This window comes from Legionella sp. W05-934-2, from assembly GCF_964199965.1.
Classification (GTDB): Bacteria; Pseudomonadota; Gammaproteobacteria; order Legionellales; family Legionellaceae; genus JAFIFT01.
Map to the genome: position 1 here is coordinate 107352 of NZ_CAXMZT010000011.1, position 21777 is coordinate 129128.

The window sequence follows — 21777 nt, forward strand, 5'->3', positions numbered from 1 at the left end:
TATGACAATTGCTCGAAACAAATTTGATGCGGTTATTGTAGGCGCTGGCGGCGCTGGCATGCGTGCGGCCTTACAACTGGCCCAGTCAGGAATGAAAGTCGCCCTCTTGTCAAAAGTTTTCCCAACGCGCTCTCACACTGTTTCCGCTCAAGGAGGAATCACAGCTGCGTTAGGAAATGCGGACGAAGATAATTGGCATTGGCACATGTACGACACTGTAAAAGGGGCGGATTATATTGGTGACCAAGAAGCCATTGAATATTTGTGTAAATCGGGTCCCGAAGTCGTCTATGAATTAGAGCATATGGGGCTACCCTTTTCGCGCATGGACAACGGCAAAATTTATCAACGCCAATTCGGTGGGCAGTCCAAAAATTTTGGCGGGGATCAAGCTGCCAGAACATGTGCCGCCGCCGATAGGACCGGGCATGCCTTACTGCATACCTTATACCAGCAAAACATCAAAGCGAATGCTCATATTTTCAGCGAATGGTATGCCCTGGATATTGTCCAAACCAGCACAGGCCGCATTGCTGGTGTCACTGCGATGAACATCGAAACAGGCGAAGTCGTTTTTTACCAAACGCGCGTATGTGTGTTTGCAACCGGTGGGGCCGGCCGAATTTATCAATCTACCACCAATGCCCATATTAATACCGGAGATGGCTTTGGCATGGCTTTACGTGCCGGTCTACCGCTTCAAGATATGGAAATGTGGCAATTCCATCCTACCGGGATTGCCGGAGCTGGAACACTAGTGACTGAAGGATGCCGGGGAGAAGGTGGTTACCTTATCAATAAAGACGGCGAACGCTTCATGGAGCGCTATGCTCCTCGGGTTAAGGATCTTGCATCTCGGGATGTGGTTGCCCGGTCAATGGCGTTAGAAATTCGCAACGGTCATGGTTTTGATCCGGACGGTGAAGATTATGTTAAATTGAAATTAGATCACTTGGGATCTGATTTGATTAAGTCCCGTTTACCCGGTATTCGTGAACTATCCCTTAAATTTGCTGGCGTTGATCCCATCATAGAACCAATTCCAGTTGTACCTACCTGTCACTATTCGATGGGTGGCATTCCAACCAACATTCATGGGCAAGTAATCTCCCATAAAAAAGGTAAAGATCACGTGATTGAGGGACTGTATGCTGTCGGTGAATGCGCTTGTGTTTCGGTTCATGGGGCGAATAGGTTAGGCGGTAACTCCTTACTTGACTTAGTGGTGTTTGGCAGAGCAGCTGGCATGCACATTGAAGAGCTATGGTTATCGAATCAATTGCCTGAAATGCCTTATGTTTCCGATGATGATATCGATGCTGGTTTAGCCCGCTACCAACGATGGGAAACCAATAAAGATGGTGAAAACCCAGCTGACATTCGCAAAGAGATGCAGCGCGTCATGCAAGAGGATTTTGGCGTATTCCGTACAGGGGAAGTTATGTCAAAAGGCCTACACCGGCTGGAAGAATTAAGAAGCAGGCTGCTCACTGCTTCCATTAGCGATAAGAGCCACATTTTTAATACCGAGCGTCTCGTGGCTTTAGAGTTGGATAACCTGATGGCAACTGCCTGCGCAACTGCCCAATCGGCGTTAGCAAGAACGGAGAGTCGTGGCGCCCATAGCCGAGAAGATTATCCGGACCGAAATGACGAAGAATGGATAAAACATACGCTCTACTTTGAAGAAAACCATAAAATTGATTATCGCCCCGTCAATGTCACACCAAAGTATGTTAAACCGTTCGAGCCCAAAGTACGGGTTTATTAAAGAGGAAAGATAATGGCAGATAAAAGAACGATTTACTTTTCGATTTATCGATACAATCCTGAAACAGATGATGCACCTTATATGCAGGAATATACCATCGAAATTCCTCAAAAAGGGGATCCGATGGTTTTAACCTTATTAGAAAGGCTCAAAGCAGAGCAAGACCAAAGCCTATCGTTCCGACGCTCATGTCGTGAAGGTGTATGCGGCTCTGATGGGATGAATATTAATGGCAAAAACGGCTTAGCTTGCATCACCTCTTTATCGCAACTAAAAGCGGCAAAAATCGTCATTCGCCCCTTACCCGGCTTTCCAGTCGTCCGAGATCTGGTGGTCGATATGACCCAATTTTACCAACAATATGAAAGAATTGAGCCTTATTTGCAAAACAATCAAGTTGCGCCTGCCCAAGAGCGATTACAATCGCCAGAAGATAGAGCAAAACTGGATGGTTTATATGAATGTATTTTATGTGCCTGTTGCACAAGCTCCTGCCCCTCTTTCTGGTGGAATCCTGACAAATTTGTTGGTCCCGCTGGTCTGCTTCAAGCGAGACGTTTTTTAGCCGATAGTCGGGATACAGCAACGCAACATCGTTTAGATAAGTTACAGGACCCGTTCAGCGTTTTTCGCTGCCGTTCGATTATGAACTGCGTGAACGTTTGCCCCAAAGGACTGAATCCAACAAAAGCAATTGCGGAAATAAGAACGCAAATGCTTCGTGAGGAAACTTAATTTAGCCTCACCAGTCACTTCCTCCCCATTCATTTTCTCCCTAGACAGGGTGAGAAGAAGCCCAACGGGCGAATAAGGGGGTGTTGATTTGAGGTTATTTTTTTATGTGTAGCATAATGTGTTTGTAGTGCTTATATAATCAGTGCTGTCTTTGAGATAAGTCAAAGGCAGTTTATTTGGAGAAGTCAATGAGCGAAGGTGATCTTGAAAAACAGTGGGCAGAAGCTTACCTGTCTGGTGGAAACATGGCATACGTGGATGGGTTATATGAAGATTATCTTGCCGATCCAAACAGTGTTTCGGAAGCATGGCGAGATACCTTTGACCGTCTACCCAAGCGTGATGGCATTGCCCAAGACACAGCGCATAGACCCATACGAGATCAGTTTCTTAAACAAGCGCAAATGCCCAAATATTTTGCAGCGCCTGCCGGTGACGGTGTTAAACAGTATCGTGTCACCCAGCTGTTAAATGCTTACCGCGCCCATGGACATCACAAAGCAACCTTAGATCCCCTTGGGACAGCCAAACGCCACGATATTCCCAGTCTCGAGTTAGCTTATCATGACTTGAGTGACGCAGACCTATCCGCCCCTTTTATTGGGGGACGTAACTTTTCTAGCAGCCCAATGCCTTTAAAGGACATTATCCAAGCATTGAAAGAAACCTATTGCGGCAGTATTGGTATCGAGTATATGCATATTGCCAATATCGAAGAGCGCGATTGGCTGCAAACCAAAATGGAAGGTGTTCGTGGTAAGCCAACCTTTACCAATGAAGAAAAAGTAAGCATTCTCAAATCACTCATCGAAGCCGATGGCTTAGAACGTTATCTTGGCACGCGTTACGTTGGCCAAAAGCGCTTCTCCCTTGAAGGAGGCGATGCGTTGATCCCCATGCTCAAACAAATGATTGAGCAAGCAGGTCAAGATAAGGTGAATGAAGTGGTTATGGGGATGGCTCATCGCGGTCGTTTAAATGTTTTAGTGAATGTTCTTGGGAAAGAGCCCAACGCCCTTTTTGAAGAATTCGAAGGCAAAGTGCATACAGATATTAGTGGTGATGTGAAATACCATAAGGGTTACTCCTCGGATATCAAAACAAAATCAGGACAAATCCTTCATATTGCTTTAGCGTTTAACCCTTCCCACCTTGAGATCATAGGCCCAGTCATTGAAGGATCAACTCGGTCTAGACAAAGACGGCGAAACGACCTCATCGAAAAGAGAAAAGTTGTTCCAATCATCATCCATGGCGATGCTGCATTTTCTGGGCAAGGGGTTGTCATGGAAACATTCAACTTCTCACAAGCAAGAGGCTATTGCACGGGGGGTACGGTTCATATTGTCATTAATAACCAAATTGGCTTCACCACCAGCAATCCGTTAGATTCCCGCTCCACATTATATTGCACCGATGTGGCTAAAATGGTCCAAGCCCCCGTGATTCATGTCAACGGTGAAGATCCTGAAGCGGCCGTTTTTGCAATTCGGTTAGCGTTTGAATACCGCATGAAATTTAAGAAAGACGTGGTGTTAGATTTAGTATGCTATCGCCGTCATGGCCATAACGAGGCCGATGAGCCGTTCGTGACGCAACCGGTCATGTATGCCAAAATAAAACAAATGAAGCCGCTCAAAGATTACTACTCGACAAAATTAATCGAGCAATCCGTGATTGATAAAAAAACCTATGATGGCATGAATGATTATTATCGCGATTGCCTTGATACGGGCAAAGCCGTTGTTGAATTGGTCACAGAGCCTTATAAGGATCAAATTTCTATCGATTGGGAACCCTATTTTAAAGGCAAATGGACGGATAAAGCAGATACGGCCATTTCCAAAGAAAAAGTGGCTGCCCTATCCAAAACACTCATGAATTTGCCTGATGATTTTACGCTTCATCCTGTGGTTAAAAAAATACTCGATGACCGTCAGCAAATGTCTGCCGGCAAACTCGATATGAACTGGGGATTCGCTGAAATCATGGCCTATGCCTCCTTGCTTGACGAAGGTTTCGGCGTAAGGCTATCTGGCCAAGATAGTGGACGGGGCACTTTTGCCCACCGGCATGCGGTTTTACATGACCAGAAAACCGGCGAAGACTTTATTCCGCTCAGTGCTTGCGCTACGAACCCAGTGAGGCCGTTTCTTGTCATCGATTCTGTTTTATCCGAAGAAGCCGTGCTCGCTTTTGAGTATGGGTATGCTTCTTCTGAGCCTCATTCCCTCGTGATATGGGAAGCACAGTTTGGTGATTTTGCCAATGGAGCTCAAGTGGTGATTGACCAATTTATCAGTTCGGGTGAGCAGAAATGGAATCGCCTTTGTGGCTTAGTCATGTTGCTACCTCATGGTTACGAAGGCCAAGGCCCTGAGCACTCTTCGGCGCGTCTTGAGCGATATATGCAACTATGTGCACAGCAAAACATGCAAGTATGCACACCCACTACACCCGCACAGATTTTCCACCTGTTAAGACGCCAAATTATTCGTGACTACCGCAAGCCCTTGATTATCATGTCCCCCAAAAGCTTGCTTAGACACAAATTAGCCACCTCCCCAATCAGTGAATTAACCAACGGTGAATTCCACAATGTTATACCAGAAATTGACAAACTAGAGGTGAAAAAAGTACGAACTGTGGTATTATGTTGCGGCAAGGTCTATTATGACTTATTGCAAAAACGAAGAGATGAGTCGCTTGAGCATGTTGCCATCATTCGTATTGAGCAACTCTATCCCTTCCCGAAAGCGGATTTAAAGAAGGAGCTCGCAAAGTACGAGCATGCAAGCGATATTGTGTGGTGTCAAGAAGAACCTAAAAATCAAGGGGTTTGGTTCTCATCACAGCATAATATAATAGATTGCCTTAGCGAAACACAAACCTTGCGTTATGCAGGCAGAGGATTTGCGGCAGCACCAGCAGTTGGTAGCCCAATTTTGCATGCCAAACAACAGCAAGCGCTAGTTCATGAAGCGTTGACGGGCAAAAAGAATAATGTTTAACATCCTATTTTAACAACACAAGGTATCGACATGTCCACAGTAGTCAAAGTACCCACCCTACCCGAATCTGTTGCAGATGCGACGATTGCAGCCTGGCATAAAAAGGTTGGAGATGCGGTCACACGTGATGAAAATATTCTCGACCTAGAAACAGATAAAGTTGTGTTAGAGGTTCCAGCACCGGTTGATGGCATCATTAAACAACTCCATTTTGTCGAAGGGGATACCGTTGAAGCCGGTCAGATCTTAGCAGATATCGAAGAAGGCGCAGTTCAAGCAGCCCCTGAAACCAAAGCTGAGCCTGCTGCGGCTGAAACAGCGAAAGCAGAGACAGTTAAGGAATCGACGACTGGCGACGACAAGACAACTGGCCCTGCTGTTCGACGGTTACTTGCAGAACACGACCTAAATGCCAATCAAATTAAAGGCACCGGTAAAGATGGCCGTGTCACTAAAGAAGACGTGCAAAATTACCTCGATGTGAAGAAACAAACACCTTCCATCGAAAGGCCAACCGCACCGCTTGCGGGTGCGCGGGAAGAAAAACGTGTACCCATGTCTCGATTGCGGGCAAAAGTAGCTGAACGCCTGCTAGCTGCGCAACATAACGCGGCCATGTTAACCACATTTAACGAAGTGAACTTGCAGAGTGTGATGGATTTACGCTCAAAATACAAAGACCTATTTGAGAAAAAGCACGGTGTTAAAATAGGGTTTATGTCCTTTTTCACCAAAGCAGTGGTTGAGTCATTGAAGCGATTCCCCGCTGTTAACGCATCAATCGATGATCAAGACATTGTCTACCATGGCTACTTCGATATTGGTATTGCCGTTTCAACCGATAGAGGTCTGGTCGTTCCGGTGGTTCGCGATGCCGACCAAAAAAGTTTGGCTGATATTGAAATTGACATCGCTGATTATGCGAATCGCGCACGCTCTGGTAAATTAACAATGGAAGAAATGCAAGGAGGAACCTTCACCATCACCAATGGTGGTGTGTTTGGATCCTTATTAGCAACACCCATTATTAACCCACCCCAGACCGGTATCCTAGGGATGCACAAAATAGAACAACGCCCCGTTGTTGAGAATGGCGAGATCGTCATTCGTCCAATGATGTATGTGGCGTTATCTTACGATCACCGTTTGATCGACGGCAAGGAGTCCGTACAGTTTTTGGTTAGCGTGAAAGAACTACTCGAAGATCCTTCACGACTCTTGCTCAATGTGTAACGATAAATTTTCCATATGCCCCGAATGGGGCATTTGTTTTTTATAAGGTAACATCATGAATTTACATGAATATCAAGCAAAAGAACTATTCGCAAGTTATGGCTTGCCAACGCCTCTTGGCGAAGTGGCTTACAACGCTGAAGATGCGTTACAAGTTGTTAATAAATTAAGCACGGCCAAATGGGTTGTCAAAGCACAAGTCCATGCAGGTGGTCGAGGGAAAGCTGGCGGCGTCAAAATTGTTAACAATAAAGAGGAACTCGCCAATGCTGTGCGGTCATTGATTGGCACTCGGCTTGTCACCTATCAAACAGACGAACATGGTCAACCCGTGAATGCTGTCTTAATTGAAGAAACATGCGATATCGAGCGTGAATTATACCTCGGTGCCGTCATCGACCGCGCTAGCCAGCGTGTCGTTATCATGGCATCCACGGAAGGTGGGGTTGAAATTGAAAAAGTGGCTGAAGAAACCCCTGAAAAAATCATCCGCATCATCGTGGATCCCTTAGTCGGTGTCATGCCTTATCAATGCCGTGATACCGCATTTCAATTAGGGTTAAGTGGCGAGCAAATCAAACAATTTACAAAGTTGATGATAGGCCTTGGCAAAATGTTTAAAGAGTGTGACTTAAGCTTGCTTGAAGTCAATCCTCTAGTTGTCACTAAAAAGGGCGACCTATTATGTCTGGATGGCAAAGTGAACATTGATTCGAATGCCTTATATCGCCAATCAAAATTAAAAGAGAAACGTGACGTCACCCAGGAAGATGAAAGAGAGCATCGAGCCAGTGAATGGGATTTAAACTACATTCCCTTAGATGGCACCATCGGCTGCATGGTCAATGGCGCTGGGTTAGCGATGGCTACCATGGACGTGATTAAATTACACGGTGGCGAGCCAGCAAACTTTTTAGATGTGGGTGGTGGCGCGACCAAAGAACGGGTTAGTGAAGCGTTAAAAATCATCCTCTCCGATGAAAATGTTAAAGGCATTTTGGTTAACATTTTCGGCGGGATTGTTCGCTGTGATTTGATTGCAGAAGGGATTCTCTCAGCGGTTGAAGAAGTCCATGTCAAGGTGCCTGTGGTTGTTCGCTTAGAAGGGAATAATGCCCAAAAGGGTGCTGACATGCTAAATGCTAGCAGCTTAAATGTAATCGCAGCAACCAGTTTAACGGACGCAGCAAAGAAAATCGTTGCCGAAGTTGCTGCTTGATTGAGCGAATAATTTGATCCGCATTAACCTAATTGAGGTTTTAAACGATGAGTGTATTAGTTAATAAAGAAACAAAAGTCCTATGCCAAGGTTTTACGGGAAAGCAAGGGACATTTCATTCAGAACAAGCTATCGAATATGGTACCAAGATGGTCGGTGGAGTTACACCCGGCAAAGGTGGGCAAAAACACCTAGGGCTTCCTGTTTTTAATACAATGAGAGAAGCTGTTGAAGCAACTGGCGCCACAGCCTCTGTCATCTATGTGCCTGCTGCGTTTTGCAAGGACTCAATTTTAGAAGCAGCCGATGCAGGCATTGAGTTGATCGTGTGTATCACTGAAGGTGTTCCAGTATTAGATATGCTCGATGTCAAAGTCTATCTCGATAATAACTGCGACGCCCGCTTAATCGGGCCCAATTGCCCGGGTGTTATCACCCCTGGTGAATGTAAAATTGGCATCATGCCGGGTTCTATTCATTTACCTGGTAAAGTCGGGATTGTATCTCGTTCCGGCACACTAACTTATGAAGCAGTGAAACAAACCACCGATGCAGGCTTTGGCCAAAGTACGTGTATCGGAATTGGTGGTGATCCCATTCCTGGGACAAGCTTCATTGATGCGTTAGCGCTATTTCAACAAGATGAGCAAACTGAAGCAATTATTATGGTGGGTGAAATCGGTGGTACGGCAGAAGAAGAAGCCGCTGAATTCATTGCGCATCATGTCTCGAAACCTGTGGTTTCCTATATTGCAGGGGTCACAGCACCCGCTGGTAAGCGAATGGGCCATGCAGGGGCGATTATTTCTGGCGGAAAAGGAACAGCTAAAGAAAAATTTGCAGCCCTGGAAAAAGCGGGTGTAAGAACAGTGCGTTCGCCTGCTGATTTAGGTAGTGCAATCCAAGAAGTAACGGGTTGGTAACCAGACATTGACTCGATGATTTCCCCGTATTACGGCTGCGCCTAATACGGGCTACCTTCCCTGCCTCCGCCTTATCTCTGAGATTTACAGAATTTTTACTTTTTCATGATGTTTTTTTTATATCGAATATGGCTATTTTTGGTACAATAAAAATTGTAGCATTGATTGATCACAGCGATTTTTCCTAAATCCTTTTGTATCACATTAATTCAGCCCTGGGAGGGAACGCCCCTATTTGATAACAACGATGTCTCGGAGATGTATCATGACTTCTAAAGAAGAAATAGAAACACACAAACTGGTTGAAGCCCAATTGGTAGAAGAACAAATCCAACCATTGCAGTTAGCAAAAATGGTAAAGCAAACAGGGCAAAACAAGCAGGCAAGAGACAAGAACACTCCGTCAAATTTTGAGCTCGCCACCAACCAAGTCAATCCAAAGGATATTAAATTACTCAATGATGAATTTGAAGAAATCTATGGCTCAGATATGCAAGATGAGGGAATATATACCTTTACCAGTGACGCAGAAGCGACTTGCTTTTTTAAACATCAAGCAGAAATGGGCCGTAGCTTCCTTATTAAAAAAGCAGGTGAGGATGATTTCCTATTTTCTGATGGCAATGACAATTTCTTTCAAGGAACGCAAGACGAACTGCAAGATTTCTTTAGCACGTTACAAGAGGTACCCAATCCCAAAGCAGCAAATGCCACTTCATCGAACCTAAAAATTGAGGCAGATTCCTCAAATAGCCCGCTTGATTTTGATAAAAAGGGACCATTGGCTTTTGGTGTTTAGCCTCTGAAGCACACTATGCTACCCATCAACCTAGTAATAGGAAGAAAAAGTGAAAGAAGTTATTCAGTCGCCTCGAAGCTCAGCGAAATCAAAGACCTTCCCACATGTTTTCGTATTTTTGCTATCGACATGAATAATCTGCCTTGGCATGAAGCGATATTGCAATGGCAACAACACCTGGTAGTCCGGGGAGGGTAGATGGGTTAAGCAAATGGCTTTTGATTGCTTCAAGTTATGCGTTTGTGACTGAATTTTCTCAGCCAAATTGGTAAAATCAAATGGATGATAATATTTTTTAGTTCGTTCAATCTTTCCACCCACAATAAAAACCAAAGCAATCATCGATAATGCAGTGGCTAATCGTTTCACCTTCTCAGGATTTCGGAACGGCTTCGTCTCTAAAGAGACAAATAAAACACTAAGTAGGAAAGGTACAAACGCCATATTAAAATATCGTGGAAAATCAAGTAAATGGGATTGTAGGTAGCCAACTCGAAAAACGATCGCTTGCAACCAATACAGATTGAGAATATAAAAGGGTAACAATATATAAAAGGCCTTTATTACGACAAGGTGATTCGATTGTAAACGCCCTAAACGATAAAGACGGTGAATTTGCCATCCAGCAAGTATAAAGAGTGCAGCAAATGGGAGCTTGATTGTATGATCAAAGTTGCTTGATAATAGCGCCTTTACAAACATGACCTGAGATTTTACATAGTCTGGATTCCCTGGAATCATGGATGAAATGGCATTTGATACGCTAATTTTGGCTGCAAAACTAGTAAAACCAAACTGATGCACATGACTAAGCCAAGCTAATTTCATGAGCAATAACGCAGATGACAGTATAAACAGCCTTGGTAGTTGGCCAGGTTGCTTTCGATAACACACATAATGTACACCGAGGACAAAGAAGGAAAATAATAACCCAATTTCCTTGATTATCGAGAGAAAAACTAGGCCTACGATCATAACCCATATCGATATTTGGTTAGGTCTAGAAGCAACCCATATCATTGAAAAAAACCATAGAGCGACTGCTGCATCGACTTCCAGCTTCGCGAGAATATTTCCATAAGCAAGGTAGAGGGTGATAATGACTAACATCATATAGCTTATTGACCGCCAGCGATATTTTTCATCAAAGAGTAATAATAATGGCGCAAGTAAAATCAAGTCTTGTGCGAGATAATTCAACATGGGACTGTATTGCCCAGCCATCTGATAAAATAGATAATGAAAACACGCAAGCCCCGGGGTATATTGCAAAAATGATGCTTTAATTAACGATGCGTTTTCTGGTAAGTGATTAAAAACAAACAAAAACCGACTGATGGTTCCCCAAAAAGAATAATCGTCTATACTGCCAAATTGTATCCCACTGACTAATAGGCTAAGGCCGCCTATTAAACCCGCCATGATAAAGAATACTCGCAGATATCGATTGATAGTCGCCATAAAGCCATTTGAGTGTTTCCTAAAAATGAGTGCGCAAGGAAACGCAAATAACCCACCATCAATAAATACACGCGCTGCATAGTTAGGAATTTGTGCTAAAAACGCCATCATCATGAAGCATCCCATACCAGCCATCACAGTGAAAGCAGCTTGCGGTAAGGTTAATTTACCTGTGTCCGCAATGAGGGATGACCAACCAATTATCGATATTAATAAGAGAAAAGTTGCAATCACAGTCATAAATTAATAGGATTATCTATCTAAGTTTGTTACGATGATAACCGTTTTTACTAAATAAGCAACTCACTATGACGTCTGTTTTAGTTATTCCAGCCTACAATCCGGATGAAAAGCTAATCCAACTGGTTAAGCAACATCAGCAGTTAATGCCACAACAACCGATTATCGTTGTAAATGATGGTTCCAGTATACAGTGCAAACCCCTATTTGATCACATTGCAAGTCATGGCATTACAGTGCTTCATCACCCAACTAATCTCGGGAAGGGTGCTGCATTAAAAACAGCGTTTCGATATTATTTAAGCCATTATGTACGTAACCATGTTGGTGTTATTACAGCCGATGCGGATGGACAACACCATATTGATGATATTGCTAAACTAAAAGAAGCTCTTGCAAACGAACCAGATAAACTGCATCTGGGTGCGCGTAATTTTTCCGGCAAAAACATCCCATTGCGTAGCCGTTTTGGCAATTTATTAACTAAATTTATTGTCAATTGTTTTTATAAAACACCGTTACATGATACGCAGTCGGGGCTTAGGGCAATACCCAATTTGTTGGTGCAAGCCCTATTAGATTGCAAAAAAAATAGGTATGAATTTGAGTTAGAAATGTTCTTTATCGCTCAAGGTTTATCCATCAATATTAAGCAAATTCCCATTAAGACTATCTATATGCAAAACAATCAATCTTCTCATTTCCACCCTATTCTCGATTCAATGCGTATTTATGCAATTTTTTTTAGATATGGGACCATGGCAGCCGCTTCGTTTCTGTTAGACTTTACCCTTTTCTGTCTATTGATTAATCTGAGTGGCCAGCTCGCCATTTCTGTTCTTGGGGCTCGATTTTGTTCGGCAACCTTTAATTTCTTTGCCAACAAAAAGCTCACTTTTAAAAGTCAAAAATCAATGACGAAAGCGGCCACAAAATACACCTTGCTTGCCGCTTTTTCAGGGATCATGGTTTGGCAATTGACGTCCTTTTTTCACTACTTACAACTAAATGTCTACCTCAGCAAAATCAGCGCTGATATCATCTTCTTTTTTGCCAACTTCTTAATACAACGCTACTGGGTGTTTCGAGAGAGGGTAGTTGAAAGGATTGTGACTTAATACGGAATGTTACTAGCCTATCGACCTCGTACTAAATTGGTAAATGCCCGAAAACCAAAGTGCATTTTTTGAGATAATTTGAACGGATGCGCTTGCCGTGGCCAATAATTGTCCGCATTAATCCGATAGATTAATTGCTGGGAATGACACCAATTAAAATTGATAGCGCTACCAATCCGCATGGCAAATTTGTAGTGTTGACAAACAAACGCATGCGTTTGTTTGTCAAACCGGCCATAAGGGTAAACAAACAACGAAGTAGGATGTCTTGTTTTTTGTTCAATAATTCGCTTTGGTTGAACTATTTCTTGCTGCCAATCTGACTGAGAAGTCAATGCCACATGATTGGCGCCATGCGCTGCTGGCACAACCCAACCGCTGTCTAGCATTTCTTTAATTTCAAACCAAGTACATAAACTTGGATTCTGATGAATCGCATTGTCTAGCGGATGCTTATATTGTAATGCCAACCGCTCAGAGATTGGCTTATCCGTGTGATCGGCTATCAATGCGGTTGGGATCGCTAAGACGGCTGGCAGTTGATATTGTTTCAGCAACGGGAAAACATAATGATAAAAATCAACATAGGCATCATCAAACGTTAGGCAAATCCCATGGCTTTGTGTAGGCAATGATTGACCCGGCAAACAAGGTGTTCCCCAGGATTTAACTTTTTGCAAAAATTGGCTAAAAATGTTCAGGCCTGGTAAGCCTTCGGCATAGACTCTATGAAACATCAAGGTTGTTATCATATGGCATGCCAAGGTTGCAATGATATTGGCTTATTAACCGGCGATTCTGAAAAGCATCGCTCGATATATTCGCCCAAAGCCATTGCAGAGACTACCATCAATAAATACCCCGTCGCAGAATATAACAACATGGAATCAGAAAAGTTAGACGCACTGATGGCAACAAACGTAAATAATAACATCGCTCGGCTTTGCTTCACCTTGACCATCAGCCAAATCAACGAAGCCATCCATGCCAATAGCAACAACATGCCCACCAGGCCCTGCTCGACTAAGATCAACCAATATTGGCTGTGCGGTTCAAACAAACGGCTAGAATAAAATGGCATGGGTTGAAGTTTATTGTAGTACCATGAAAAACTGCCTGCACCCGTACCAAAAATAGGGTGTTGGACAAATAATTTCTTGGCAAATTGATGAAACCCCACGCGATACCCAATCGATGATGAATTGGCTACTTGTTGAAAATTAACCACATTATCAATCGTGGTATCCACATTTTTCGCTAACGTTGGACTGAGCCGATAGGCAGCAAATGTGAGCAAGGAAAATGCGATTAAGAAGAGAACGGTTTGGCGGAAGCTCAGATGCATTAAGCTAAAACAGATGGCTAAGAGGGCATAAACCACATATCCTGTTCTACCCGTGTTAGCAAACACCACCTGTGCGGTGCAAATGACAAACACGGCCCAAAACCACCATTTCTTAGAATCATCCGCTTGCATTGCAAGATGCGCAGCAAGCCATGCACCCATACTAACAAATAACCCCGTCATGATTCGATCATTAAAAACCGTCCCTGCGTCAGCCCCGCCCATAAAAATATTGCCCGATAATGCCATGGCTAATGAAATCAAGGCCGTCACAGTCATCGCGATTAAAAAAGCAATCTGCGCATAAGCTCTCGTTGTTTTGTGCAAAAATCCTATGGCAAATAAAGGCAGTGAAAGTAATTTTAGCATCTTGCTCACAACCGCTTTCGTTTCTGGCCAATTTGCTGGAGCCCATAGAGACGATAGGAGGCACCAGCCAAGCAATAACAAGGCTGAAATTACAACGGGATTTTTGAAGGTATCGAATATAATTCGCCAATGTTTGACTGTTAATAAATTAACAATAATACATAATGGTAATAAAATACTTTTCAAAGAGACAGACATGGGGATTGCAAAAACACAGGCGGCTAGCAAATAGGGTTGAGCAATTCTAAGTTGATTCCACATAATTTTCTTGTCGTTAAAACATCCATACCAATGATTCTATGGGATATTAATAACCGAGTCAAAGGGGCTAGAGAAGGTCTCTATTGAAAGTCTCTCAATGGGTCGGATTGAGGCTGCAAATTAGACTCTTTTAATTTCCATCGCTTATGAAGCCAAAGCCATTGTTCGGGATGATCATTGATAAACTGTTCTAATACTTGGTTATATTTTAAGGTATTGTAATAGATGCTCTCTTGAGTCGAGCCTTTCTCTTCCCATGGGATGGGTGGATGAAAATGAAGAACATGACGGTTATCTTGGGTACGATAGGCTGACGCAGGAACAACAGGGACATCAGCATACCTTGAAAAACTGGCTAAACTGCGATAAGTGCCTGCTTTTTTTCCAAAAAACTCAACGGCAATGCCATCTCGATTACTCACAATGGCATGTTGATCCATGACAAAGACAATGGCATGATTTGCCTCTAGCGCATCTCGCACCTGGTTTAACGAGTTTTTTTTAGGTATGACATGCAAACCCGCTTTGAAATAGTTGCGGAATACAATCTTCTCAAGCCATTTGGCACCCAACGTCTTGCGAATAAAATGGAATTGCCCTTGGAACTGTTTGAAATTGAGAATGCCGCCAATCGGTGCAAACTCCCAACTGCCAAAATGGCCAGTTAACACCAGCATTCCTTTCCCATTAGCAGCAACATCAGCTAAATGCTCCCATCCGATAACATCCACTTTTGATTTTAATTTTGCCTCATTCATGAACCGCATTTGAACCATTTCTTTCAATGATCGGGCGAGATGGCCGTAAAACGCTTGGGCCAATTTTCGCCTTTGCTGGTCGCTCAGTTGATTGCCAAAGGCTTGCTTCATGTTACTCAAGACTAGCTGCTTGCGCCATGGCATACAATAATAGATAAATTGTCCTACTAAACTAACGGATAATTGATCGACATAATTCGCAACTTTATTCACAGTGCTTCACCAACAAGCACGCATCCATGCTGGCAAAACCCCGGTTAATAATTATCGCATATGCACCCGATGGTATTGCTTGTGATTGATGGCTGATAGCTAAGTTGGCGGCAGAAGGAATTGCTTCTTGCCAATTGGCAATGCCTGGTAACGTCTGATGATGGAGGGCTTGGCAAGCTAAAACGGTGTCCATCAGGCCAGATGCGGTGAGTGTATGACCAATAGCCCATTTGAAGCCTGTTAGTTTTGCCTGAGGACAAATTGCGGTTAAAGCGGCTGCTTCTGTTTTGTCTGAGACAGGATTGCCATTCCCATGCGCAACCACGCAATTGAGTTGATCCCCACGTATTGAGGCTTTATCCAATGTTTGACTGATTAACGATTGCAAACATTGATCGTCTTTTTGGATAGAAAATAACCCAGCATTTTCGCTAAACGCCTGCCCAGCCAGCAATTCTGCATAACGAGTTGCACCTCTGGCTTTCGCACTGGCTTCACTTTCTAGTACAATCGCAGCAGCACCATCGCCTAATATCGTCCCATCCTGACGCTTATCGAAGGGCTTTAGGCCTGTGGAAGAAACCAACCCCAATTTTTGGTAGTAATAAAGCGCTTGTGGATCTGTGCCATAATCATAAGCAACGACGACTGCTCTATCCGCTTGTCCAAAACGAATGGCATGCATCGCTTCAATTATCGCTTGAAGCCCACTGGTCGCATGATTGGTAATGTTGTGGTTAACCCCTTTGAATTGATAGGTTATCCCCGTATAAGCAAGAACATTGTTTGGCAAAATTCGCAACAACCACATCGGGTGGACAGTTTCAAATAACATCTGCGCGAACGCTTTCATATCGCCCTGACTTTTTTCAAGTAAGGGTAAAAAATCGTATTGCTGAAAAAATTTATTCCCAGGTGAACCAACAAAAACGGCTGTTCTATCATTGAAATTCGCAACGTCTTCAACTTCTGAGTCGCGCCAAGGGATCATTTGACTGTGTTCAACGGCTTGCACGGCTGCATTGATCCCCATGATATCTTGTTTAGAAACAACTTTCGCTAATTTTCGATCGGGTAATAATTTTGCTGGTTGAAATTGCTTAAGTTCCCCACCCAAATGGTTAGACCAACCGGATAGATCATGATGGTTTATTGGCGCTATGCCAGATTTACCTTCGCAAACAGCCTGCCACGTCTCATCCACTGTTTCACCCACCGCAGTGAGGGCACCTAATCCTGTGACAAAAACACGTGATAATGGTTTCAGCATCTTAAGCCCCTTTCAATTCTGGATGAGTAAACAACAAGCAGCTATTGGATCCACCAAAACCAAAGGAGTTCGATAAGACGGCACCCACCGATTTTTCTCTTGGTCCTTCAACAACATAATCCAGATCACAGTCAGGATCGGCCGTGGTTAAATTGGCTGTAGGTGGCAAAAGGTTTGTTGTGATCGTTTTCACTGAAATGACGGCTTCCAACGCACCTGCAGCTGCAATCAAATGACCAGTTTGACCCTTTGTTGAGCTAACGGGTGGCGCAGCCCGCTCATGAAAAACTGCCTTAATGGCATTGGTTTCACTCAGATCATTCATCTTGGTAGAGGTCCCGTGTGCATTGATATAATCAATTTCATTGGCTTTTAACCCGCCATCTTTTAAAGCACCCGTAATCGCTTGGATTGCACCATCCCCATTGGGGTGGGAGTCGGTGATACGATAGGAACTCAGCGAATTGCCTTCCCCTCTCAACTCGGCATAAATTCGAGCGCCCCGTTTCTTAGCATGCCCCCATTCCTCGAGGATTAGGAATGCCGCACCTTCCCCTAAAACAAAACCATTTCGGGTTAAATCAAAGGGTCTACTCGCTGTGTGCGGTGTTTCGTTATAGGTTGATAAGGCCCCGAGCAAACAAAAACTTGATAGTCCCAGCGGATTAATCATTGAGTCAAAGCCACCAGCAAGGATACAATCGGCATCGCCTCGTCGAATGACTTGCAATGCCAACCCCAAAGCTTGTCCTCCTGAAGCACAAGCTGTATGCACGGAATTAGCATACCCGTTAATGCCAAATTCTTTAATTAACAATGACAATCCACTATTGGATTGCGTTTTACCAAAATCAACGAGATTAAAAAAACCATGTTCATCATCGCCAAGAAGAGACCAATCAGGTTCTCCCGTAGGTGCAATGGCTTTTTGGAATCGGCTCAAGTAGTCAAATTCTGCTGTCATCATACCACTACCGGCAACGATCCCCCAGCGATCTGCATTGGTCTGTGTTGGCCTTAAACCGGCGTCATCAAATGCCTCCGTTGCTGCCATCAAAGCAAATTGGGTAAACGACATTGCAAAACGATGATGTCGCTTTTTAAAAGCGGCGGGAAGTTTAAATTGCTTTACTTCTGCGGCAAAACGAGTCGGAAAATGGGAAGCATCAAACTGCTGAATCATATCCATCCCCGACTTTCCTGAAATTAGGTTGTGCCAGGTCTCATCGACCGAATGCCCCAAAGGTGAAACAGCACCAATTCCTGTAATCGCAACTCGTCTTGATTGCATTCTATTAACCTCTTGCGGTCAAAATCATTTCCAAAACGCAAACGCGTTTACCTGCAACATCACTGCGGATGGCTAATATCATTGATTCATTGTCACATGATTTGACTGTTAAATGGGTGTTTACTACCTCACCGGGTTGCACAAATGCGCTCATTTTAATTTTATTCATTTTTTCAAACCGATAAGATTTCATAAATTGACTATGAGCCAAAAATGTACGTGCTAGATTGATGTTACTTTCAAGTAAGACTGTTAAGGGTAAAACTGGCTTTAACGGGAAGTGATCGGCAAAATAGGGCGCAGAAACCGTGATTTTTTTTATTGCTTGAATGGATTCATTCGGCTGAAATGCAACCACATGATCATACTGAAAAGCAATTGGTGTCACGGTGGGATTTAAGAAATCATAACAAGTGTCTTTTGCACTAACCAAATCATTGTCGGGATGATCGTCACCTTTTGGGGCAATTTCTGCATATTGCTGAATAACGACATCTCTATCAATAAAGTCTGACATCGGCTGCATCGGGCCCAGTGCCCCTTCAATGCTAAAGACCACATCGTTTCCAACCGTCGCAACACTGTGATATTGCACCGCAGATTCATCACATGATTCAATAACTGACTCAAGTTGAAGAGTGCTTCCAATGGGAACTGAACGATGACTCGTAGCCGAAGAAACGACGCCTGCGACAGGTCTTAGCTTGAAATCCAATTCTTTCATGACATGCCAAGCGGCTAATTGTCCAAGCGTTTCTCCAATCAAACTTGGCATAAAGACAATTTGTCTGTCTTCATCAAACGTCAAATAGTAATCATCTGCGGTGACATGTTTCACACCACGAATAACTCGGCTTTCGTCTGTTGACAGTATTTTATCAACGAATAAAAATCGCATTAGGCAATAGACTCTGCAACTTTTTGTTCATTTTTAGCAGATACAACGAGCTTGCAAAAAGTTTCCACTGTAAATAGTGTTGGGATGTCGGACGTTTTCATACTCGGCGTGAACGCATCCCTTGGAACTTCTGACAAATGATTTTTTAATGCTTCCAAGCCTTTTTCAGTGATAACCCCACCCTGCTCAAATTCTTCTTGGGACAATTCACCACGTGCATTTTTTTCAAGTTGTCCCCGAGGGATCTTAATAGAAAATTCCTTTTCCAATTGGAATACCAAATCCAAAAAGTCAATTGATTCCGCACCCAAATCAGCAATCAAACGGCTTTCCTTTGAGACTTCATCTTGTTCAATGACTAAGACATCTGCAATTATTTCACGTACCTTTGGATATACACTTTCCACATTCATGGCCTATCTCACTTTTGATCGTCGATTAAAAATAGTACGAGTATATCATATACTCAAAAATATAGAAATTTCACTGTTTGATTTTTTCGACCGTTGTCAATAAAAACTAATAAGCAAAAAGTAACTTAGCCCACCTTGTTGTAGCCCGCATCCACAAATAAGGTGTGAGCATTGATCATGGCAGCCTCAGGTAAACACAAGAGAAATATCGCATTGGCAACATCCGTTGTTTGCAACGGTCTTTCTGATAAAGAATGCGCTTGGTATTCATCCAGCAGCTGCTCTCTGTTTGGGAAATGAGATAACGCATCCGTATCCACAACACCTGCTGAAATCGTATTAGCCGTGATCCCATAAGGCGCTAATTCCAGACTTAATGAGCGGACCAAGGCTTCCAATGCGGCTTTCGACGCACCAATGAAGGCATAATTTGGGATTGCCCGTTCAGCTCCTAAACTCGATAACGCAATGACTCGACTTCCCTTCGGCATCATTGGTTGGAATTCTCGAACGAGATGATTTAACGCCAACGCGTTTGTTTCAAGACACCATCGCCAGTGCTTAGTAGTCATCTGCATAGCAGGCTTCAATACGCCACTGGCTGCATTACTTATCAAAAAGTCGACCTGGTTCACCCGTTGCTTCACTTGCGCAGCTAAGGGTTTGACAGAGTCATGGTCAGCGACATTTGCTTGTAATGCATAGGCTTTGCGACCCATCGACTCAATATGTTTGACTAAGACCGCTGCCTCATCGGAACTATTGAAGTACACAGCGATGACATCACATCCTTCTTCTGCCAATTTCAGAGCGGTTGCCCAGCCAATTCCTTTTTCTCTAGCCGCACCTGTAATAAGGGCCACTTTATTTTGTAAACGCAACTTGGTTTCCTCTCAACTAAATTTAGGAAAATTAACTTGAATTGCCAGGCTTGTCAACGCCTAAGCAATGATGGCTTTAAATGACTCTAAATCAAATTGATTTTGATTCACTTTCAAATAGATAGCATCTTCTTCTTTTGAGAAAACCATCTCCTGCACACCAGGGAATGATTGCAGTTTCGCTTTGATGCTATCATTGATGACGTCAAGTTCACAACTTATCATCACACTCGTTAAATTCGTGGCTAAATCTATCCGTGTTGAGATCAAAAACCAAATTATCGTTAATACTGTATTGACTAGATAAATGCCTGTGAATGAAAAATAACGAAACAGAAAGCCGGCTAATGCGCCACCGACAAAGATTCCTAAAAACTGACTAGTCGAATAAACCCCCATGGCCGTTCCCTTGCTATGAATGGGGGCTTTTCGTGAGATAAGTGAAGGTAGTAAGGCTTCCAATACGTTGAAAGCAACAAAGTATATCAAAACGCAGGCTGTCAATAGATGAAAATTTTGATATTCAAAACTAAGACATAATTGGGACAGGGCGATTACAACAATCGCTCCGATAAATACCATAGGCATTCGCTGATACTTTTCTGCTAAAACGATGAAGGGCACCATTAATACAAATGCGCTAATCATAATCGGCAAATAAAAATACAAGGATTTATCAGCAAGCGACATGGCAAGCTCATTCTTCAAAATTAGGGGCAATGCAAAAAACGTCGCAGTCAAGATAAGGTGTTGAAAAAATATGCCAAAATCAAGTGCTAGCAATTGCCTATTTTTAATTACTACAGCAATCAACGTCGCATTCGTTTCACTGTCAAGGTGAAAACGCTGTTGTACTGGCGTCGGAATGACTAAATACAAGATAGCTAAACCAATGAATCCGAATATAGCGGTTAAATAGAAGATGCCTGCTAGGCCAAAGGCGTGACTAATAGCCGGACTGATCACCATCGCTAGACTAAACGATACACCAATTGTTAGTCCAATAACTGCCATGGCCTTTGTTCTGTCGTTGTCTTTGGTTAAATCTGCCGTTAAAGCAATTAAGACACTGCCTATTGCGCCCATTCCTTGCATCAATCTTGCTAGAATCATTGAATAAATCGTATCGCTGCAGGCACCAATTAAGCTGCCGATGATAAATAAGACTAAACCAACTGCTATCAGCGGTTTACGTCCAAATTTATCGGATAATAATCCAAACGGTATTTGCAACAATCCTTGTGATAGACCATACGCACCAAACGCTATACCCACTAAAATAGGGGTGGCACCAGACAATTTATTAGCATAGAGAGTAAATATAGGAATTAACATGAACAACCCTAGCATACGGGATGCAAAGATTGTTGCTATGGGGATTATCGTTTTGAACCAAGATTGTGTTTGAACCATCGAAGCCCTTAAAGCAGCATTTCAACTATTGAAAAAAAAAGGCAGCTTGAGGGCTGCCTTTAGACAATAAAACCCTGGCAATGACCTACTTTCACATGGGGAAACCCCACACTATCATCGGCGCTGGCTCGTTTCACTTCTGAGTTCGGTATGGG

General features: G+C 43.3%; 18 protein-coding genes and 1 rRNA gene. 8 read left to right on the forward strand and 11 right to left on the reverse strand.

Annotated features, from left to right (window positions below; all coding sequences use genetic code 11):
- The first annotated feature begins 1 nt into the window (after position 1).
- The 7 genes from sdhA (at position 2) to AB3348_RS12720 (ending at position 9691) form a co-directional block, all read left to right on the forward strand.
- Positions 2–1771: a succinate dehydrogenase flavoprotein subunit gene (gene sdhA, locus AB3348_RS12690; RefSeq protein WP_367607966.1), complete on the forward strand. Its 1770-nt coding sequence runs from the start codon at positions 2–4 to the stop codon at positions 1769–1771.
- 12 nt (positions 1772–1783) lie between these two features.
- Positions 1784–2506, forward strand: coding sequence for a succinate dehydrogenase iron-sulfur subunit (locus tag AB3348_RS12695; RefSeq protein ID WP_367607967.1), 723 nt, complete (start codon positions 1784–1786; stop codon positions 2504–2506).
- A 188-nt stretch (positions 2507–2694) separates the two neighbouring features.
- Positions 2695–5517 carry a 2-oxoglutarate dehydrogenase E1 component gene (locus AB3348_RS12700; protein WP_367607968.1) on the forward strand — a complete coding sequence of 941 codons (2823 nt, stop codon included), beginning with the start codon at positions 2695–2697 and terminating at the stop codon, positions 5515–5517.
- A gap of 30 nt (positions 5518–5547) precedes the next feature.
- A complete protein-coding gene (gene odhB / locus AB3348_RS12705) occupies positions 5548–6750 on the forward strand; it encodes a 2-oxoglutarate dehydrogenase complex dihydrolipoyllysine-residue succinyltransferase (protein ID WP_367607969.1) in 1203 nt (400 codons plus the stop codon).
- Between the two features lie 55 nt (positions 6751–6805).
- Entirely contained in the window at positions 6806–7969 is a 1164-nt protein-coding gene (gene sucC, locus AB3348_RS12710) for an ADP-forming succinate--CoA ligase subunit beta (protein ID WP_367607970.1), read from the forward strand.
- A 47-nt stretch (positions 7970–8016) separates the two neighbouring features.
- A complete protein-coding gene (gene sucD / locus AB3348_RS12715) occupies positions 8017–8892 on the forward strand; it encodes a succinate--CoA ligase subunit alpha (protein WP_367607971.1) in 876 nt (291 codons plus the stop codon).
- A gap of 265 nt (positions 8893–9157) precedes the next feature.
- The gene (locus AB3348_RS12720; RefSeq protein ID WP_367607972.1) at positions 9158–9691 is read left to right on the forward strand and encodes a hypothetical protein; all 534 of its coding nucleotides are present in this window, start codon (positions 9158–9160) and stop codon (positions 9689–9691) included.
- A gap of 63 nt (positions 9692–9754) precedes the next feature.
- Here AB3348_RS12720 and AB3348_RS12725 read toward each other — a convergent pair whose 3' ends face one another.
- The gene (locus AB3348_RS12725; RefSeq protein WP_367607973.1) at positions 9755–11392 is read right to left on the reverse strand and encodes a hypothetical protein; all 1638 of its coding nucleotides are present in this window, start codon (positions 11390–11392) and stop codon (positions 9755–9757) included.
- A gap of 68 nt (positions 11393–11460) precedes the next feature.
- Here AB3348_RS12725 and AB3348_RS12730 point away from each other — a divergent pair, with 68 nt between their 5' ends.
- Complete coding sequence (locus tag AB3348_RS12730) at positions 11461–12510, forward strand: glycosyltransferase (RefSeq protein WP_367607974.1); 1050 nt, start codon at positions 11461–11463, stop codon at positions 12508–12510.
- Positions 12511–12527: 17 nt separating this feature from the next.
- Here AB3348_RS12730 and AB3348_RS12735 read toward each other — a convergent pair whose 3' ends face one another.
- From AB3348_RS12735 to rrf, 10 genes are all read right to left on the reverse strand, one after another.
- Positions 12528–13247 (reverse strand): polysaccharide deacetylase family protein, encoded by a 720-nt coding sequence (locus tag AB3348_RS12735; protein WP_367607975.1) that lies wholly within the window; start codon positions 13245–13247, stop codon positions 12528–12530.
- An 11-nt stretch (positions 13248–13258) separates the two neighbouring features.
- Entirely contained in the window at positions 13259–14485 is a 1227-nt protein-coding gene (locus AB3348_RS12740) for an O-antigen ligase family protein (RefSeq protein ID WP_367607976.1), read from the reverse strand.
- Positions 14486–14565: 80 nt separating this feature from the next.
- Entirely contained in the window at positions 14566–15456 is an 891-nt protein-coding gene (locus AB3348_RS12745) for a lysophospholipid acyltransferase family protein (protein ID WP_367607977.1), read from the reverse strand.
- The gene (locus AB3348_RS12750; protein WP_367607988.1) at positions 15449–16723 is read right to left on the reverse strand and encodes a beta-ketoacyl synthase; all 1275 of its coding nucleotides are present in this window, start codon (positions 16721–16723) and stop codon (positions 15449–15451) included. Before AB3348_RS12750 ends, AB3348_RS12745 begins: the two co-directional genes overlap by 8 nt.
- A 4-nt stretch (positions 16724–16727) precedes the next feature.
- Positions 16728–18017 (reverse strand): beta-ketoacyl synthase, encoded by a 1290-nt coding sequence (locus AB3348_RS12755; protein WP_367607978.1) that lies wholly within the window; start codon positions 18015–18017, stop codon positions 16728–16730.
- A 4-nt stretch (positions 18018–18021) separates the two neighbouring features.
- Positions 18022–18915 (reverse strand): hydroxymyristoyl-ACP dehydratase, encoded by an 894-nt coding sequence (locus tag AB3348_RS12760; RefSeq protein ID WP_367607979.1) that lies wholly within the window; start codon positions 18913–18915, stop codon positions 18022–18024.
- Positions 18915–19328, reverse strand: a complete 414-nt coding sequence (locus AB3348_RS12765) for an acyl carrier protein (RefSeq protein WP_367607981.1) — start codon at positions 19326–19328, stop codon at positions 18915–18917. Before AB3348_RS12765 ends, AB3348_RS12760 begins: the two co-directional genes overlap by 1 nt.
- Before the next feature lie 125 nt (positions 19329–19453).
- On the reverse strand, positions 19454–20209 hold the full coding sequence (gene fabL / locus AB3348_RS12770; RefSeq protein ID WP_367607982.1) for an enoyl-[acyl-carrier-protein] reductase FabL: 756 nt from the start codon (positions 20207–20209) through the stop codon (positions 19454–19456).
- 60 nt (positions 20210–20269) lie between these two features.
- The gene (locus AB3348_RS12775; RefSeq protein ID WP_367607983.1) at positions 20270–21622 is read right to left on the reverse strand and encodes an MFS transporter; all 1353 of its coding nucleotides are present in this window, start codon (positions 21620–21622) and stop codon (positions 20270–20272) included.
- A gap of 72 nt (positions 21623–21694) precedes the next feature.
- Positions 21695–21777 (reverse strand): 5S ribosomal RNA (gene rrf, locus AB3348_RS12780); the annotation flags it as partial.

Bases quoted from the DNA above. Each gene is read 5' to 3' on its own strand.
- sdhA (WP_367607966.1), top strand. From the start codon at position 2: ATGACAATTGCTCGAAACAAATTTGATGCGGTTATTGTAGGCGCTGGC.
- sucD (WP_367607971.1), top strand. From the start codon at position 8,017: ATGAGTGTATTAGTTAATAAAGAAACAAAAGTCCTATGCCAAGGTTTT.
- AB3348_RS12695 (WP_367607967.1), top strand. From the start codon at position 1,784: ATGGCAGATAAAAGAACGATTTACTTTTCGATTTATCGATACAATCCT.
- AB3348_RS12720 (WP_367607972.1), top strand. From the start codon at position 9,158: ATGACTTCTAAAGAAGAAATAGAAACACACAAACTGGTTGAAGCCCAA.
- sucC (WP_367607970.1), top strand. From the start codon at position 6,806: ATGAATTTACATGAATATCAAGCAAAAGAACTATTCGCAAGTTATGGC.
- AB3348_RS12730 (WP_367607974.1), top strand. From the start codon at position 11,461: ATGACGTCTGTTTTAGTTATTCCAGCCTACAATCCGGATGAAAAGCTA.
- AB3348_RS12760 (WP_367607979.1), bottom strand. From the start codon at position 18,915: ATGCGATTTTTATTCGTTGATAAAATACTGTCAACAGACGAAAGCCGA.
- AB3348_RS12735 (WP_367607975.1), bottom strand. From the start codon at position 13,247: ATGTTTCATAGAGTCTATGCCGAAGGCTTACCAGGCCTGAACATTTTT.
- odhB (WP_367607969.1), top strand. From the start codon at position 5,548: ATGTCCACAGTAGTCAAAGTACCCACCCTACCCGAATCTGTTGCAGAT.
- AB3348_RS12755 (WP_367607978.1), bottom strand. From the start codon at position 18,017: ATGCAATCAAGACGAGTTGCGATTACAGGAATTGGTGCTGTTTCACCT.
- AB3348_RS12740 (WP_367607976.1), bottom strand. From the start codon at position 14,485: ATGTGGAATCAACTTAGAATTGCTCAACCCTATTTGCTAGCCGCCTGT.
- AB3348_RS12765 (WP_367607981.1), bottom strand. From the start codon at position 19,328: ATGAATGTGGAAAGTGTATATCCAAAGGTACGTGAAATAATTGCAGAT.
- AB3348_RS12725 (WP_367607973.1), bottom strand. From the start codon at position 11,392: ATGACTGTGATTGCAACTTTTCTCTTATTAATATCGATAATTGGTTGG.
- AB3348_RS12775 (WP_367607983.1), bottom strand. From the start codon at position 21,622: ATGGTTCAAACACAATCTTGGTTCAAAACGATAATCCCCATAGCAACA.
- AB3348_RS12700 (WP_367607968.1), top strand. From the start codon at position 2,695: ATGAGCGAAGGTGATCTTGAAAAACAGTGGGCAGAAGCTTACCTGTCT.